We start from the raw sequence: 16,601 nt of genomic DNA, 5'->3' as shown, positions 1-16,601 counted from the left end.
AGGAGGATCCCGATGACCGTCGTCACGCCGCAGCTCCCCGCCCCGGGCACCGTCACCATGTACTCGACCGCGTGGTGCGGGTACTGCCGGCGGCTGCGCACCCAGCTCGACTCCGAGGGCATCGGGTACACGGTGATCGACATCGAGGAGCAGCCGGGGACGGCCGCGTTCGTGGAGCAGGTCAACGGCGGCAACCAGACCGTCCCGACCGTCGTCTTCCCCGACGGCACCGCGGCGACGAACCCGTCGCTGCTCGACGTGAAGGCACGCCTGACCGCCTGACGGGACCGGTCGGCCGACCGGTCAGCCGGGCAGCTCCTCCCCGTACCACTCCTCCACGAGGGCACGGGCGATCGAGGGCCGCCCCGGCAGGCCCACCTCGCCGGCACGGACCCCCGCGGCGAGCTCGTCGCGGGTGAACCAGCGCGCCGCTGTCACCTCGGCGCCGTCCACCTCGACGTCCGTCGCCACGGCGCGCGCCCGGAAGCCGAGCATGAGCGACGCCGGGAACGGCCACGGCTGGCTGCCGCGGTAGACGACGTCGCCGGGCGCGTCGCCGATCACGACCGACGTCTCCTCGACGACCTCGCGGCGCACCGCCTGCTCCAGCCCCTCCCCCGGCTCGACGTAGCCGGCGAGCGTGGAGTACCGGCCCTCCGGCCAGTGCGCGGCGTGCCCCAGCAGCAGCCGGTCCTCGTCGTCGACCACCGCCATGATCACCGCCGGGTCGGTGCGCGGGTACACCTCGACGTCCTGCACCGGGCACCGCCGCACCCAGCCCGCCTGCTCGACGACGGTCGGCTCGCCGCACCGCGGGCAGCGCTCGTGCGACGCGTGCCACGCGGCGAGGGCCACCGCCTCCGCGGCGAGCGCGTCGCCGCGGCGTCCGCCCACCTCGCGCAGCCCCGCCCAGGCGTGCTCGCGCGCCAGCCGCGACGCGGGCGCGGCCGGGGAGACGCCCTCGATCCCGACCGCGTCGGCGTCGGCCTCGTCGGGCAGCACGAGGGCGAGCAGCCCCGCACCGTCCTCCCCGCCGAGGAACAGCCACCGGTGCCCGGGCACATGCGCGTCGGGGCGGTCGGCCCGCTCGGGCTCGGCCGGGAGGCCGTCCGCCTCCGCCGAACCGACCAGGAGCAGGTCTCCCTCGGCGTCGACGGCGACGCGGCCGCGCAGCACCAGCACGACGCGCGTCGTGGGGTCGGCCAGCAGGCGCGGGAGCAGCCCCGGGTCGGCGCGGCGCTCGGCCGCCCGGTCGTGGGTGGCGTGCGTGTAGGAGAGGTCGGGGATCGCGAAGGGGGCCGTCACGCCTCGACCGTACCCGCGGCGGCGGCCCTCGGGTGCCCGCCCTGACGACGGGCGCGCGCCGGGCGGGACGGCGCGCAGGACGTCGGCGGACACGCGCGCGGCGGTGCTCCCGGGCGGGACCCGGCACCGTCTACGGTGGGCGGGTGCCACGCAGTCCGCTCGCCCTCGCCGCCCTCGCGACGGCCGCCGTCCCGGGCCTCGACGCCCGCTCGGTCCGCCCCGAGGAGCTCCCGGGCGACTACGACGTCGCCGTCGTCACCGCCGACGACGGCGTCGACTGGCTCGTGCGCGCCCCCCGCACCACGATGGCCGGGGCCGCCCTCGAGGCCGAGACCGAGCTCCTCGACGCGCTGCACCTGTACGTGGACGCCGGCGTGCTGCCCTTCACCGTCCCGCAGGTGGCCGGCTTCGCCCTGCTGCCCGAGGGTGGGCGCGCCGTCGTGCACCGGCACGTGACCGGCACGGCCCTCGACCTCGAGGCCCTGCGCCCCGGGCCCGGCCTCGCCGCCGACCTCGGCCGCACCCTCGCCGCGGTGCACGAGCTGCCCGCGTCCGTGGTCGAGTCGTGCGGCCTGCCGTCGTACACCGCGGCCGAGTACCGCGAGCGCCGCCTGGTCGAGCTCGACGAGGCGGCCGCGACCGGCAAGGTGCCGCCCACCCTGCTGCGCCGTTGGGAGGCCGCCCTGGAGGACGTCGCCCTGTGGCGCTTCCAGCCCGTCGTCGTGCACGGGGACCTCGCCACCGACCAGATGCTCGTCACGGGCGGACGGGTCACCGCGATCAGCGGCTGGTCCGACGCCCGCGTGGCCGACCCGGCCGACGACCTCGCCTGGCTCCTCGTCGCCGCCCCGCCGGACGCGGTCGACTCGATCATGGAGGCCTACCAGCTGCGCCGCACCGAGCTGCACGACGCGCGCCTCGTGGACCGCGCGCTGCTCGTGGGCGAGCTCGCGCTGGCCCGCTGGCTGCTGCACGGCGTCCGCCGCGGGCTCGACGACGTCGTCGCCGACGCCGAGGCGATGCTGGCCGACCTGGACGAGGCCACCCGCGAGGACGCCCCCGCCTGACCAGGGCGAGGGGGCGGTCTCGCAGCCGCCGGTCTCACAGCCCTTCGACCCGGCCTGCGAGGTCGGCGAAACCCCGGGCTCACGGCTTCGGGAGGTACCGAAACACGACCTCAACGTCGTGGCGACGTGGCCACAACCTGCGACGACGAGACTCGGCGGCACACCAGCGCCTCCACTCCCGCCGAAGGGTCCGCCATGTCGTACGTGATGCCGCAGGACTTCGTCTCGCAGATGATCGCCACCGGCGAGAAGAAGCTGTTCATGTCCACCCGGGACACCCTCATCCGCTCGTTCATGGGCGGGGCCATCCTCGCGCTGGCCGCCGCGATGGCGGTGACCATCTCGACGAACACCGGGAACCCGCTGCTGGGTGCGGCCTTCTTCCCGATCGGCTTCATCATGCTGTACCTGATGGGCTTCGACCTGCTCACCGGCGTCTTCACGCTGGTGCCGTTCGCGGTCATCGCCCGCCGCCCCGGCGCCACCTGGGCCGGCATGTGGCGCAACTGGGGCCTCGTGTTCTGCGGCAACTTCGCCGGCGCGTTCACGGTGGCCGTGCTCATGGCGATCACCTTCACCTACGGGTTCTCCACACCGCCCAACGAGATCGGGCAGGCCCTCGGGCACATCGGCGAGGGGCGCACCGTCGGGTACGCCGACCACGGCGCGGCCGGCATGCTCACGCTGTTCGTCCGCGGCGTGCTGTGCAACTGGATGGTCTCCACCGGCGTCGTCGCCTTCCTCATGTCGAAGGACACGATCAGCAAGGCCGTCGTGATGTGGATGCCGGTGTTCCTGTTCTTCTACATGGGCTTCGAGCACTCCGTCGTGAACATGTTCCTGTTCCCGTCCGGCCTGCTGCTCGGCGGCGACTTCACCGTCATGGACTACCTCGTGTGGAACGAGATCCCGACCGTGCTCGGCAACCTCGTCGGCGGCCTGACCTTCGTCGGCCTCCCGCTCTACCTCACGCACTACCGCACCCGGCCCGAGCGCCGTCGTCCCGCGCCGGCCGAGCCCGTCGCCGAGGACCGCGTGGCCGCGCCGGTCGGCTGACCCGCCGCACCACGTCGACGCCAGACCTCCCTCCGACCGAAGGACACCCGTGGACCCGATCATGACCAAGGCCGCCGCGGCCGAGCAGGTCGTCACCGCCCGCCTCCGCTCCGGCCTCACCTGGCAGGAGATCGCCGACAAGGTCGGCGCACCGGTCGTCTGGACGACGGCCGCGCTGCTCGGCAACCACCCGATGAGCGCGGAGCAGGCGTCCGCGGCCTGCACGCTGCTCGGCCTGGGCGAGGACGTCGCCGAGGCCCTGCGGCTGCAGCCGTACCGGGTGCGCGACGAGGCGGTGCTCACCGACCCGACCATCTACCGGTTCACCGAGGCGCTGGCCGTGTACGGGCCGGCGCTCAAGGAGCTCATCCACGAGGAGTTCGGCGACGGCATCATGTCGGCGATCAACTTCCAGGTCGACATCGCCCGCCGCGCCCACCCGGACGGCGACCGCGTGGTGGTGACCCTCGACGGGAAGTTCCTCGACTACCGCTGGTGAGGCCTACCGCTGGTGCGGCTCGCCCCGCACCAGCGCCTCCAGCTCGGCCTCGTCCAGCAGGCGGCGCGGGCGCACGGTGGTACCGCTCGCGACGTAGACGAACGCGGCGGACACCTTGTCGAGCGGCAGCCCGGTGTACCGGGACCACGCGAGCCGGTAGACGGCGAGCTGCACCTCGCGGGCGGAGCGGGCGCCCGCGTCGCGCGGCTCGTGCCCGGTCTTCCAGTCCACGACGACGACCGCCGGCGCCTCGCCCTCGGCGGGGGGCGGGGCGTCGTCGTCGGGGAACACGGCGTCGATCCGGCTGCGCAGCATGACGCCACCCACCGGCGTCTCGACGTCGACCTCGACCGCGAGCGGGGTGCGGGACGCCCACGCGGACTCCGTGAAGCGCTGCCGCAGCGTCTCCAGGTCGACGTCGGGCGCGATCTCGCCGTCCTCGGCGCCGGGCAGGTCGTCGACGTCGACCAGCGACGACGACGTGAAGAACCGCTCCACCCACTCGTGGAAGTGCGTGCCGCGGCGGGCGTGCACGGTGGGCTCCTGCGGCACCGGACGGCGCAGCTGGAGCGCGAACCCGGCGCGGTCGCCGGCGAGCCGGACCAGGCCCGACGCCGACACGTGCGCCGGCAGCTCCACCTCGCGCGACCCCCGCTCCCCCCGCTCCGTGAGCAGCGTGCGGGCCAGCAGCACCAGGTCGCGGCCCGCCGCGTCGCGCAGCACACCGGTCGCGGCGCCGCCCTCCGACCTCGCGGGGTCCCTGCGCGCACGGTCGGCGCGCGCAGCCTCGACCCGGGCTGCCGACGCCCGCAGGACGTCGCGCGGCGTCGGGGCCTCGCCCGGCCCGGTGTCGGTCCCGGGCTCGGGGTCGTCCGCGCGTCCGCCCCCCGCGGACTGCTCGGGCGGGGGCCACGGCGCGGCGTGCTCGACGTCGTCGCGGGGGTTGCCCGCCGCCGGGTCGGGCTGCTCGGCCCAGCCGCCCGCGTCGACCACCCCACCCTCGACGAGCTCGGCGAGGAAGGGCGAGACGCGCCGCGGCGTGCTGCCCGTGCCCCACCAGTGCGCCGTGAGGAACAGCTCCCGGCGGGCGCGCGTGAACGCGACGTAGGCCAGGCGGCGCTCCTCGGCGAGGCGGTGCGCGCCGCTGTCCGCGCGGAACCGGTCGCGCCGGGCGGCGAGGTCCTTGGTGTCGGCGGCCTCCGCCCAGGTGAACTCGGGCAGGTCGGGCGCGTCGCCGCGCAGGTGGTACGGCAGCGCGGAGACGTCGGTGAGCCACCCGCTGTCCAGCCGCCCCTGCGCCGACTCCGCCTGGCTGGGGAACACGCCGTCGACCAGCCCGGGCACCGCCACCACGTCCCACTCCAGCCCCTTCGCGGCGTGCGCGGTGATGACCTGCACGGCGTCGGGGTCGGGCTCGCGGACGGGCATGTCGAGGCCGCGCTCCTGGTCGCCCGCGACGCCGAGCCACGCGAGGAACGCGCCCAGCGTCGCGACGTCGGCCGACTGCGCGAAGCTCGCGGCGACGTCGCGGAACGCGTCGAGGTGCTCCCGGCCGCGCAGGCTCACGCCGGCGGCAGCACCGCCCCCGGGGCCGGTGGCCGGGGTGAGCGTGTCCGCGAGCACCTGCGCCGTGGCGACCTCGACGTCGAGGCCGAGCGCGCGCTCGGCCACCACCACGAGCTCCGGCAGCGAGAGGTACGTGAGGCCCCGCAGCTCGCGCAGCAGCCGGGCCAGCGCCGTCAGCCGGCCGTGGCCCGCGGCGGACAGCACGCGACCGTCGCGGGCGGGGCGGCCCGGGGCCGGCAGGTCGTCCAGCGCGTCGACGATCGAGCGGTGGTCCACGACGTCGCCCTCGACGACGACGTGGGCGTCGCCGTCCTCCTCCGGGCCCTCGCCCGGCGCGGCCGCACGGTCGCCCGGTCGGGCGCCGTCGGCGCGGGCCAGGTCCGACGCCCACGAGCCGAGGGCGTGCAGGTCGGAGGCACCGAGGTTGACCCGGGGACCCGTGAGCAGCCGCAGCAGCGAGTCGCCGCGCGAGGGGTCGTGCACCGCCTCGAGCAGCGCGACCACGTCCACCACCTCCGGCGTGGACAGCAGCCCGCCCAGGCCCACGACCTCCACCGGCAGCCCGCGGCGCCGCAGCGCCACCTCGACGGCGGCGAACTGCGACCGCGCCCGGCACAGCACGGCGGCCGTCACCCGGTCGGACCCGTCCCGGCGGGTCGCGCGGTGCCAGCGCGCCGCGACGAACTCCGCGGCCGCCTCCGCCTCCTCCTCGCTCGTCGCGGCGACGTGCGCGCGCACGACGCCCGTGCCCGCGCCGGGGCGCAGGTCGAGCGGCGGCACGTCCACGCCGGTGCCGGTGTGCCGTGCGCGCTCGCGCAACGGGGCCGCGGCGACGTTCGCGGCCGCCAGCACGGCCGCGTCGTTGCGCCACGACGTGCTGAGGTAGCGCACGGCCGCCGGCGCGCCGGCGCGCGTCCGGAACCGCTCGCCGAAGCGGGCCAGCCCCGACGCCGAAGCGCCCCGCCAGCCGTAGATCGACTGGTGCGGGTCGCCCACCGCGGTCACGGCGTGCCCGCCGCCGAACAGCCCGGCGAGCAGCTCCACCTGCGCGTACGACGTGTCCTGGTACTCGTCGAGCAGCACCACGGGGAAGCGGGAGCGCTCCGTCGCGCCGACCGCCGGGACCGACCTGGCGAGCTCGGCGGCGAACGCGATCTGGTCGCCGAAGTCCAGCGAGTCCGCGACCCGCTTGCGGCGGCGGTACTCCGCGACGAGGTCGAGCAGGCGGGCCCGCTCCGCCACCGAGTCGATCAGCCCCTGGACCTCCTTGGTCCGCTTCTTCTGCCGGGGGCCGAGCGGCAGCGCGTCGAGGCGGGCGACGACGTCGGCCAGCGCGTCGCGCGCTTCGTCCACGGGGAGCAGGTGCTCGCCGAGCTCGCCCGACAGCGCCAGGACCGCGCCGACGACCGTGCTCACCGCCTTGTCGGTGCCGAGGTCGTCGGCCCACGACTCGACGACCTGCGCCGCGAGCTGCCACTGGTTCGCCTCGCCCAGCAGCCGGGAGCCGGGTTCGATGCCGAGCCGCAGCCCGTGGTCGGCGACCAGCGCGGCCGCGTACGCGTTGTAGGTCGCGACCGTGGGCCGGGCGAGCAGGTCCAGGCCCGACGTCGCGCGCCCCTGCGCCCGGGCGAGCTGCGCGAGGCGGGACTGCACGCGCTGGGTGAGCTCGGCCGCCGCCTTGCGCGTGAAGGTCAGCCCGAGCACCTCCTCGGGGGCGACCAGCTCGTTGGCGATCAGCCACACCACGCGTGCCGCCATCGTCTCCGTCTTGCCCGACCCGGCCCCGGCCACCACGAGCACGGGCTCGAGCGGCGCCTCGATGACGGCGACCTGCTCGTCCGTGGGCGACGGCCGCCCGAGCAGCTCGGCGATGTCGCGGGCGGACAGCCGCGGCTCCGCCGGCGCGGGGCGCGCCGTCGCGCCGGGGCCGCCGTCGGCCGCCGGGCCGCCCACCAGCGCGGAGTCGCCGAAGAGCGCCGCATCGTCGAACAGGACCGCGTCCGGCGAGGCCGGGCCGACGCCGGCGAGCTCGGGGAACCCGAGGTCGGCCTCGCGGCCGGGCTCGCCGAGCGCGGCCCACGTCTCGTCCGCGAACGCCGCGGCGAGGTCGTCGCGGCCGCCGTGGGGACGGTCGTCCCCGGGCTCCGGCGCGGCAGCGCCGTCGGTGCCGGTGGTGCCGTCGCCGGTCACTCGATCACGTTCCTTCCCTCGGGCTGCACGGGGCACGACCGGCGCACGGGGCACATGGGGCACAGGTCGTTCTCGTGCGCCGTGAAGCGGCCCGCCGCCATCGTGTCGGCGGCGCTCTCCACCAGCGCCCGCGCCCAGCTCGACCCGTCCTCGCCGACCTGCAGCGCGGGCTGGTCGCGCAGCGTCGGCGCCACGGTCGGCGTCCCGACGTACACGAGCCGAGCGCCCGCGCTGGGCGTGCCCGGCGGGAGGTCGAGCGCGCCCTCGGACACCGCGAGCTGGTACGCGCCGAGCTGCGGGTGCTCGGTGGCCTTCGCGCGGGCGGGCGCGCTGCGGCCGGTCTTGAGGTCGGCCACGGTCACGCCCTCGTCGCCCGCGTCCTCGACGCGGTCGATCTTGCCGCGCAGGCGCGCACGGCCCACGGTCAGCTCGAACGCCGGCTCCACGAGCAACGGGTCGCCCGCCTCCGTGTAGTAGGCGGCGAGGCGCTCGATCATCTGCTCGGCGCGGCGGCGCAGCTGGCGCGACGGCCAGCCGTCGGGGAGCGCGAGCTCGGGCCAGCGACGGTCGAGCTCGGCGCGCAGCTCGGACAGCGACGTCTTCGGCAGGTCCTCCGCGATCGCGTGGACCAGCGTGCCGAGCGTCTGGTGCGTCGCGTCGGGTGCCGTGGCGCCCGCCGACTCGAACGCCCACTTCAGGGCGCACGTGCTCACCGTCTCCACCTTGGACGGCGAGACCGTCACCACGTCGTGGGGCCCCCACAGCGGCGCGTCGCTGGACGTCGCGGCGACGCCGTACCACGTGCGCGGGTCGGCCTCCGCGATCCCCGCGTCGGCCAGGTCGGCGAGCAGGGCGGCGGCGACGCCGACCGGGCCGTCGTCGTCCCCGTGCCCGGCCGCCCTGACGAGGGTCGCGCGCGCCTCGGCGACCACGCCGCGCAGGTCGAGCGGCGGGCCGACGGTCACCCGCCGCGGGTCCGGCCCCTCGGCCCCCGCACGGTCGCCGTCGGGCGGTTCCACGAGGTCGAGGAACACGGACGGCGCGTCCTCGGCGTCCTCCACGGCCGTCACGACCAGCCGGCGCCGTGCCCGCGACGTGGCGACCGCGAACGCCCGGAGCTCGTCCGCCAGCACCTGGCGCCGAGCCTCCGGGCCCATGCCGTGCGCGTCGTCCGAGCGCCCGGCGAGCAGCTCCACCAGCGCCTGCGACCCCAGCAGCGAGTCACGCAGCCGCAGGTCGGGCCACACGCCGTCCTGCACGCCCACCACGACGACCACGTCCCACTCGCGTCCTGCCGCACCGGCCGGGGTGAGCGCCTCGACCGCGTGCGCGCCCACCGCGGACGCCGCGAGCGAGTCGGCGGGCAGGTCCTGCGACGCGAGGTAGTCCACGAACGCGGCGACGGGGGCGCCGGGCATGCGGTCCACGTACGTCTCGGCCGCACGGAACAGCGCGAGGACGGCGTCGAGGTCGCGGTCGGCGCGCGCCCCGGCGGGTCCGCCCGCGAGCGCCGCGTCGCGCCACCGGTCGGCGAGCCCGGTGGCCGCCCACACCGCCCACAGCACGGTCTGCGCGGTGGCGCCCGGCTCGGCGGCCGCGGCCCTCCCCGCGGCCAGCACGCGCGCGACGGCGACGGGGCCGCGCCGCACCGGCGTCGGCAGGGTCTCCGCGCGCGCCGGGTCGTCCAGCACCTCCACCAGCAGCGCGTCCGACGACCGGCCGCCCCCGCCCGACAGCTCCTCCGCCCGCAGGGCGCGGCGCAGGCGCCGCAGCGCCACGGCGTCGAGACCGCCCACCGGCGAGGTGAGGAGCAGCGCCGCCGTCTCGGCGTCGAGGGCGGAGCCCGCGCCTGGCCCGGGTTCCCCGAGCTCGTCCGCGATCAGCCGGTCGACGCCGCCGCCGGCCGCGCACACGCGCAGTGCCGCCAGGAGGGGCGCCGCGGCGGGCTCGTCGCGCAGCGGGAGGTCCGAGCCGAGCAGCGCCACGGGCACCGACGCGGCGACCAGGTCGCGGCGCAGCGAGGCCAGCCGGTCGCCGCTGCGCGCCACGACCGCCATCCGCTCCCACGGCGTGCCGTGCAGCAGGTGCTCGGCGCGCAGCTCGCGCGCCACGAACGCGGCCTCCTGTGCCGGCCCGGCGAGCACCGCGACCTGCACGCCCGACGGTTCCGCGCCAGCAGGTTCCTCCCCCGCCGTCCCGTCCGACGACGTCCCGTCCGACGACGGCGCGGCGTCGGAGCCGTGACCGGTGGCTCCGTTCTCTGCGTCCTCGCCGTCCTCCACCGGGCGGACGCCGGGACGCGGACCGGCGCCGCGGTGCAGCGCGCCGGAGACGGTCGCGATGCGCGACGTCACGGCCCGCGTCACCGCGCGCAGCCCCTCCGGCTGCCGCCAGGCCGTTCCCAGCACGACGGTGCGCGCGTCGAACGCCCCCACGACGCCGGCGCGCGCGGGGGCCGCAGCGCGCCCGACCAGTCCGGGGGACGCGCCGCGGAAGCCCTGCACCGCGGAGTCCGGGTCGGCCAGCAGCACGAGCCGCGCGCCCGCGTCGTGCAGCACGTGCAGCAGCCGTGCCGTGGCGACCGTGGCCTCCTGGTAGTCGTCCACGACGACGAGGTCCCACGACGGTCTCGGCACGTCCGGCAGCTCGTCGTCCCAGCCCGCGAGGGCGTGCGCCGCCTCGTCGATCACGCCGGCCGGGTCGTACCGGGCACCCGCGTCCGGGGTGCCGAGGCGCAGCGTCGTGACGTCCAGGTACTCCTCGTAGAGCTGCGCGGCGAGCACCCACTCGGGCCGGTCGTGCCGGCGGCCGAGCTCGTCGAGGTCCACGGGCCCCAGCCCGCGCTCCGCCGCACGCATCAGGAGGTCGCGCAGCTCCTGGCGCAGCCCGCGCAGTCCGAGCGACTCCTCCGGCAGCCCCGGCGGGAGCACGAGGTCGGTGCCCTCTCCCGACAGGTGCCCCTCGAGCAGCTCCGCCAGCACCAGGTCCTGCTCCGGCCCGGAGACCAGCGTGGGCGCCGCGTCGCCGTGCGCGGCCGCCCGCGCCCGCAGCACCGCGAACGCCGCGGACGCGGGCGTGCGCACCATCGGGGCCCCCACGGTGCGCCCCGCGCGCGCGGTCACCTCGTCCCGCAGCCTCGCGGCCGACCGGCGCGACGCCGCGAGCACCAGCACGCGCGACGGGTCGACGCCCGGCGCGTCCCCCGGGCCGCGCATGGCCCGCACCGCCACCGTCGTCGCGACCGTCGTGCGCCCCGTGCCCGGGGCGCCGACCACGAGCGTGACGTCGCCCCCGAGGGCGGCCGCGACCGCGGCCTCCTGCGTCGCGTCGAGCACGACGTCGTCGCTCGCGACGCCGGCAGGCTCCGGCACCACGAGGCGCACGGCGGTGAGGGGTGCTGACGTCACGGGACCGATTCGACCATGCCCCACCGACAGCCCCACCGACAGCCCCACCGACAGCCCCAGCGACGGCCCCGGTCCCCGGCGCGCGGCGCGCCGGTTTCACCCTCCGCTGACAAACGCGTCCCGGGCCCTTCCCCGCGCGCGGGCGTGGCTAGGATCGAGCAGACGTCCGGGAGACCGGGATCGACCGACGGCCGGGAGACGGCCGACAGACGCGCGCCGGCACGACCGGCGCGGCTCGCGAAGGAGACAACAACGTGGAGATCACGATCGGTGTGCAGAACCTGGCCCGCGAGCTGGTCGTCGAGACCGACCAGACGGCGGAGGAGGTGACCGCCGCGGTGCGCGGCGCCATCACCGACGGGGGGCTGCTCGAGCTCACCGACTCGCGGGGGCGCACCATCCTCGTGCCGACCGCCACGATCGGGTACGTCGAGGTGGGCGCCACCGAGCAGGCCAGGGTGGGCTTCGGCGCCCTCTGACGCCCGTCAGGCGGCGAGGCCCAGGCGGTCCATCCGGCGCGTGTGCTCGGCGGTGAGCCGCGAGACGAGCCACGCCTGCGTGGACGCGCCGCCGTCGTCGACGGCCTCGCGCGCGCGGGCGGCCAGCGCGGCCAGCGGCGGGTGCGCCGCGAGCAGCACGGGCACGAGTCCCAGCGCCTCGCCCACGACGCGCCGCCCCCACAGCGCCAGGCGGGCGGCGAGCACGCCGTCCGCCGCGGCGGCCCCCGCCAGCGCGGCGGTCGCGGGGTCGTCGGTGCGAGGCTCGCCCACGGCGGCCACGAAGTCCCCCGCACCGCCGGGCAGCCCGGCGGCGAGCTCGCGGCACAGGTCCTGCGCGACGCCGAGCCCCACGACGCTCTTGAGCAGCCCCTCCGCCCAGCCGGACGGGGGCGTGCGCGCGTCGAAGTCGGCGAGCACCCCGTCGAAGGGCGCCATCGCCGCGGCCGCGCCGTCGGCCCCGGGTGCGGCGGTGAGGGCGAGCAACCGCTCCTGGCGGCCGAGCGACTCCCCCGCCGCCGTCGCCAGGGTCTGGCGGACGGCGAGGTCGGGCGCGTCCACCGACCGGGCCGAGAGCAGGCCGAACGCCGCCAGCTCCGTGTAGGCCGCGAGCCCCACGAGCGTCGTCAGGGCCGGGTCCGGGGTGCTCTGCTGCTGGCTCACGCGCCTCAGGATAGAGGCGACCGTCGACGTCACACCCCGACCGGGCGCCCGTCGCGTACCATGGACGTGTACTTCGGTTGCCCGGTCGTCACGCCATGGGTCTCAATCCACTGACTCGACCGCAGCGGCCCGGCGGGATCCCCGCCGAGCCTGAGCGACGTTCTTCCGCGATCGGCTGCCGACCACCTCGGCGCTCCTTGCGACCCGACGAGTGTGACCTTGAACGGTGCGGCCCGTCGACGGACCCGCCCGTTCGGGAGCCCCTCGGTTCGCGCGCGCCGACGAGCAGACGAAGGTACCCGTGACCACGACCGAACCCGCCGCCACCGCGGCCCCCACGGCTCCCGCCACCGGCGAGCCCGACTACTCCACCCCCGCAGCCATCCAGGCGCAGGACGTCTCCTTCGCCGACTTCGGCGTGCGCCCCGAGATCGTCGAGGCCCTGCGCGAGTCCGGCATCACCCACCCCTTCCCCATCCAGGCGATGACGCTGCCGGTGGCGCTCCAGGGGCACGACATCATCGGCCAGGCCAAGACCGGCACGGGCAAGACGCTCGGCTTCGGCGTCCCGCTGCTGCACCGCGTCGTCGCGCCCGGCGAGCCCGGCTACGACGAGCTGCCCGCCCCCGGCAAGCCGCAGGCGATCGTCGTGGCGCCGACCCGCGAGCTCGCGGTCCAGGTCGCCAACGACCTCGCCACCGCCTCGAAGAAGCGCTCCGTGCGCATCGCGCAGATCTACGGCGGCCGCGCGTACGAGCCGCAGATCGAGATGCTGAACAACGGCGTCGAGGTCGTCGTCGGCACGCCGGGCCGCATGGTCGACCTGCTCAACCAGGGCCACCTCAACCTCACCCGTGCGGCCACGGTCGTGCTGGACGAGGCCGACGAGATGCTCGACCTGGGCTTCCTGCCCGACGTCGAGAAGATCCTCGCCCGCACTCCCGCGGTGCGACACACGATGCTGTTCAGCGCGACGATGCCCGGCCCGGTCGTCTCGATGGCCCGCCGCTACATGTCGCAGCCCACGCACATCCGCGCGGCCGAGCCGGACGACGACGGCGCGACGGTGAAGAACACCCGCCAGGTGGTCTACCGCGCCCACGCGCTGGACAAGGTCGAGGTGCTGGCCCGCCTGCTGCAGGCCGAGGGCCGCGGGCGCACCATCGTCTTCGCCCGGACCAAGCGCACGGCGGCGAAGGTCTCCGACGAGCTGCGCGACCGCGGCTTCGCGGCCGGCGCCATCCACGGCGACCTGGGCCAGGGCGCCCGCGAGCAGGCGCTGCGCGCGTTCCGCCACGGCCACATCGACGTCCTCGTCGCGACGGACGTCGCGGCGCGCGGCATCGACGTCGACGACGTCACGCACGTCGTCAACTACCAGTGCCCCGAGGACGAGCGCACCTACCTGCACCGCATCGGCCGCACCGGTCGCGCGGGCAAGCAGGGCACCGCGGTGACGTTCGTCGACTGGGACGACGTGCCCCGCTGGCAGCTCATCGACCGCACGCTGAACCTCGGGTTCCCGGAGCCGGTCGAGACGTACTCGAGCTCGCCGCACCTCTTCTCCGACCTGAGCATCCCCGAGGGCACCAAGGGCCGCCTGCCCAAGAGCAAGCAGCAGCTGGGCGGCCTCGAGGCCGAGGAGCTCGAGGACCTCGGCGAGACGGGCAAGCGCACCAGCTCGTCCGGCCAGCGCGACGGCCACCGTGGCGGTCGTGACGGCGGTCGTGACGGCGGTCGCCGGGACGGCGGCTCGCGCGGCGGCCGAGGCGGCTCGCGCTCCGGCCAGGGCTCGCGCTCCGGCCAGGGCTCGGCCGACGGCGCCGGCGAGCGCGCCGAGGCCCCGGCGTCCGGTGCGGGCGAGCAGGGCGACGGCGAGCAGCGTCGCCGCCGCAACCGCAACCGTCGTCGTACCCGCGGCGGCCGCCCGGTCGAGGGCGGCTCGTCGGCCCCGCAGGCGCCGTCGGAGGGCTGACCCGCCAGCACGACCACAGGTACGCATCGAGCGTGCTGACTCGTTCCTCAGGCGAGACGTCTGAGGAACGAGTCAGCACGCTCGATGCGTGTCCGGGGCACGACGTACCGTGCGGGGATGCGTCTGACGTTCTCGGCCCCGCTGTGGCAGTGGCAGGTGCGCACGGACTCGTGGTGGTTCGTCACCGTGCCGCCCGAGGAGTCCGACACGCTCGCCGAGCTGCCGCTGCCGCCGCGCGGGTTCGGGTCGATCAAGGTCACCGTGACCGTCGGCACGACGACGTGGTCGACGTCGGTGTTCCCCAGCGACGAGCAGCAGGGCTACGTGCTGCCGATGAAGAAGGCGGTGCGCGTGGCCGAGGGCCTCGAGCCCGGCGCGACGGTCCGCGTCACGCTCGAGCCCGTCGGCCTCTGAGCACGGGCGGTCAGCGGACGATCTCGTCCCGCCCGGCGAACCACGCCGCGACGCCCTGCACCAGGGACGCCACGACGAGGAGCACCAGCGGCGCCGTCCAGGAGCCGGTGGCGTCGTGCGCGACGCCGAGCCCGAGCGGGCCGCAGGCGGCGAGCACGTAGCCCGCGCTCTGCGCCATGCCCGACAGCTCGGACGTGCGCGCCGCGTTCTCGGTGCGCAGGGCCATGAGGGTCAGCGCCAGGCTGATGCCGCCGCCCTGGCCGAGGCCGAGCAGCACCACCCACAGCACGGCGGCGCCCGGGGCGACGAGGAGCCCCAGCAGGCCGGTCAGGATGAGCGCGACGATGACCACGCCGAGCGCGCGCTGCCGCCGCAGGCGACCCGCGAGCACGGGCGTGACGAACGAGCCCACGATGCCGAGCAGGTTGGTCAGCGCCAGCATCCACCCGCCCACCGCGATGCTCCGCCCGGAGGCGACGAAGATCTCCGGCAGCCACGCGTTCACCGCGTAGAACGACAGCGACTGCGTGCCCATGAGCACGGTGACCGCCCAGGCCAGCGGGCTGCGCCACACCGACCGCACGGCGTCGGCGGGCGTGGCGCCCGGCGGCCGCAGCGTGCCGACGGGGCCGGCCGAGCGGAGCGCGCGCGGCGCCCAGACGACCGCGCCGAGCACGGCGAGCAGCCCCCACGACGCGAGGGTGGCGCGCCAGTCCATGCCGGTGGCCGTCGCGATCGGCACGGTGAGGCCCGCGGCGAGCGCGGCGCCGCCGGACAGGGCCATCGAGTACAGCCCGGTCATGAGCCCGACCCGGTCGGCGAAGTCGCGCTTGATGAGGGCGGGCAGCAGCACGTTGCCGAGCCCGATCGCGGAGCCGACGGCGAGCGTGCCGACCAGCAGCGGCACGATCCCGGGCACGAGCCGCAGGGCGAAGCCGAGGCACAGCAGCACGAGGCTGCCGAACAGCGCGCGCTCCAGGCCGACCCGGCGGGCCAGCCCGGGCGCCACGGGGGCGAGGATCCCGAAGCACAGGACGGGCAGCGTCGTGAGGACGCCGCCCGCGGTGGCGCTCAGCCCCTCCTCGGCGAGGATCTCGCCCAGCAGCGGTGAGACGGCGACCACGCCGGGGCGCAGGTTGAGCGCGGCGAGGACGATGGCGAGGACGGCCCCCGCCCCGAGCGGGCGACGCAGGCTCACGCGTCCACCTCCGTCGTCGTGCCGGACGTCGACCCCGTCGCGGCGCCGGCGGCCTGGTCGACGAGGTGGGCGCGGACGGCCGCCATCGTGGCCTCGACGGCGCGCTCCGCGGCGTCGGGGTCACCGGCGGCGACGGCGTCGACGACCTCGCGGTGGCCGGGCACGTCGCGGTGGTGGCGGCCGTGGGCGTCGGTGGCGAGGGTGCGGACGAGCACGTGGTCGATGCCGTCGTAGAGCTCGGCGAGCAGGGCGTTGCCGGCGGACCGCACCAGCTCGGCGTGGAACGCGACGTCGGCGGCCCGGAAGTCGTCCTCGCCGCCCTCGCGGGCGGCGGCCTCCTGGGCGGCCAGCGCGCCCCGCAGCGCGGCGAGGGCGCCGTCGTCGTGCCGGCCGGCGGCGGCGCGCGCGGCCCCACGCTCGAGGACGGAGCGCACCTCGAGCACCTGCAGCGCGTCGGAGGTGCGTGCCCGGCGCCTGATGGCGGCGTCCAGGCCGCTGGCGGCGCGCACGTAGGTGCCGTCGCCGCGCCGCGGCTCGAGGATCCCCGCGTGCTCGAGGGCGCGCACGGCCTCGCGGACCGTGTTGCGGCCGACGCCGAGCCCGGCGACGAGCTCGGGCTCGGCGGGGATACGGGACCCGACGGGCCACTCCCCCCGCTCGACGAGGTCGGTCAGGTGCTCGACGACGAGCTCGGAGACCTTGCGGGGCGGGGAGATCGGCGACGTCATGGGCATGGCCGGGGGCTGGACGGACTCGGGCACCGA

13 protein-coding genes are annotated in these 16,601 nt (G+C 76.6%); 7 read left to right on the top strand and 6 right to left on the bottom strand.

The window, feature by feature from the left end:
• The first annotated feature begins 12 nt into the window (after positions 1-12).
• The gene (locus ACFQ8E_RS05385; RefSeq protein ID WP_430549555.1) at positions 13-282 is read left to right on the top strand and encodes a mycoredoxin; all 270 of its coding nucleotides are present in this window, start codon (positions 13-15) and stop codon (positions 280-282) included.
• Between the two features lie 21 nt (positions 283-303).
• Here the strand turns inward: ACFQ8E_RS05385 and nudC are convergent, their stop codons facing one another.
• Entirely contained in the window at positions 304-1,305 is a 1,002-nt protein-coding gene (nudC, locus tag ACFQ8E_RS05380; RefSeq protein WP_430549554.1) for an NAD(+) diphosphatase, read from the bottom strand.
• A gap of 143 nt (positions 1,306-1,448) precedes the next feature.
• On the opposite strand from nudC, the gene ACFQ8E_RS05375 reads away from it, so the two are divergent.
• The 3 genes from ACFQ8E_RS05375 (at position 1,449) to cynS (ending at position 3,927) form a co-directional block, all read left to right on the top strand.
• Complete coding sequence (locus tag ACFQ8E_RS05375) at positions 1,449-2,372, top strand: macrolide 2'-phosphotransferase (RefSeq protein ID WP_430549553.1); 924 nt, start codon at positions 1,449-1,451, stop codon at positions 2,370-2,372.
• Between the two features lie 195 nt (positions 2,373-2,567).
• Positions 2,568-3,428 (top strand): formate/nitrite transporter family protein, encoded by an 861-nt coding sequence (locus tag ACFQ8E_RS05370; protein WP_430549552.1) that lies wholly within the window; start codon positions 2,568-2,570, stop codon positions 3,426-3,428.
• Between the two features lie 49 nt (positions 3,429-3,477).
• Complete coding sequence (cynS, locus tag ACFQ8E_RS05365) at positions 3,478-3,927, top strand: cyanase (RefSeq protein WP_430549551.1); 450 nt, start codon at positions 3,478-3,480, stop codon at positions 3,925-3,927.
• A gap of 3 nt (positions 3,928-3,930) precedes the next feature.
• Here cynS and ACFQ8E_RS05360 read toward each other — a convergent pair whose 3' ends face one another.
• The gene (locus ACFQ8E_RS05360) at positions 3,931-7,683 is read right to left on the bottom strand and encodes a UvrD-helicase domain-containing protein (protein ID WP_430549550.1); all 3,753 of its coding nucleotides are present in this window, start codon (positions 7,681-7,683) and stop codon (positions 3,931-3,933) included.
• A complete protein-coding gene (locus ACFQ8E_RS05355; protein ID WP_430549549.1) occupies positions 7,680-11,090 on the bottom strand; it encodes a PD-(D/E)XK nuclease family protein in 3,411 nt (1,136 codons plus the stop codon). Before ACFQ8E_RS05355 ends, ACFQ8E_RS05360 begins: the two co-directional genes overlap by 4 nt.
• Positions 11,091-11,344: 254 nt before the next feature.
• Between ACFQ8E_RS05355 and ACFQ8E_RS05350 the strand changes: the two genes are divergently transcribed.
• Entirely contained in the window at positions 11,345-11,569 is a 225-nt protein-coding gene (locus ACFQ8E_RS05350; RefSeq protein WP_430549548.1) for a DUF3107 domain-containing protein, read from the top strand.
• Positions 11,570-11,575: 6 nt separating this feature from the next.
• On the opposite strand, the gene ACFQ8E_RS05345 is transcribed toward ACFQ8E_RS05350, so the two are convergent.
• Positions 11,576-12,250 (bottom strand): ferritin-like fold-containing protein, encoded by a 675-nt coding sequence (locus ACFQ8E_RS05345; protein WP_430549547.1) that lies wholly within the window; start codon positions 12,248-12,250, stop codon positions 11,576-11,578.
• Between the two features lie 301 nt (positions 12,251-12,551).
• On the opposite strand from ACFQ8E_RS05345, the gene ACFQ8E_RS05340 reads away from it, so the two are divergent.
• Positions 12,552-14,225 (top strand): DEAD/DEAH box helicase, encoded by a 1,674-nt coding sequence (locus ACFQ8E_RS05340; RefSeq protein ID WP_430549546.1) that lies wholly within the window; start codon positions 12,552-12,554, stop codon positions 14,223-14,225.
• A 117-nt stretch (positions 14,226-14,342) separates the two neighbouring features.
• Complete coding sequence (locus ACFQ8E_RS05335) at positions 14,343-14,639, top strand: DUF1905 domain-containing protein (protein ID WP_430549545.1); 297 nt, start codon at positions 14,343-14,345, stop codon at positions 14,637-14,639.
• A 10-nt stretch (positions 14,640-14,649) separates the two neighbouring features.
• Here the strand turns inward: ACFQ8E_RS05335 and ACFQ8E_RS05330 are convergent, their stop codons facing one another.
• Together ACFQ8E_RS05330 and ACFQ8E_RS05325 are read right to left on the bottom strand one after the other, a co-directional pair.
• Entirely contained in the window at positions 14,650-15,837 is a 1,188-nt protein-coding gene (locus ACFQ8E_RS05330) for a CynX/NimT family MFS transporter (RefSeq protein WP_430549544.1), read from the bottom strand.
• Positions 15,834-16,598: a FadR/GntR family transcriptional regulator gene (locus ACFQ8E_RS05325; protein WP_430549543.1), complete on the bottom strand. Its 765-nt coding sequence runs from the start codon at positions 16,596-16,598 to the stop codon at positions 15,834-15,836. The genes ACFQ8E_RS05330 and ACFQ8E_RS05325 overlap by 4 nt, the downstream gene beginning before the upstream one ends.
• Positions 16,599-16,601: the final 3 nt, after the last annotated feature.

Source organism: Isoptericola sp. NPDC056573 (genome assembly GCF_042793335.1).
In the GTDB taxonomy this organism is placed as follows: domain Bacteria; phylum Actinomycetota; class Actinomycetes; order Actinomycetales; family Cellulomonadaceae; genus Isoptericola.
This window is presented reverse-complemented; position numbering and strand designations above follow the sequence as displayed.

Coding starts and splice junctions, on each gene's coding strand:
- ACFQ8E_RS05385 (WP_430549555.1), top strand. CDS start 13: ATGACCGTCGTCACGCCGCAGCTCCCCGCCCCGGGCACCGTCACCATG.
- ACFQ8E_RS05370 (WP_430549552.1), top strand. CDS start 2,568: ATGTCGTACGTGATGCCGCAGGACTTCGTCTCGCAGATGATCGCCACC.
- ACFQ8E_RS05335 (WP_430549545.1), top strand. CDS start 14,343: ATGCGTCTGACGTTCTCGGCCCCGCTGTGGCAGTGGCAGGTGCGCACG.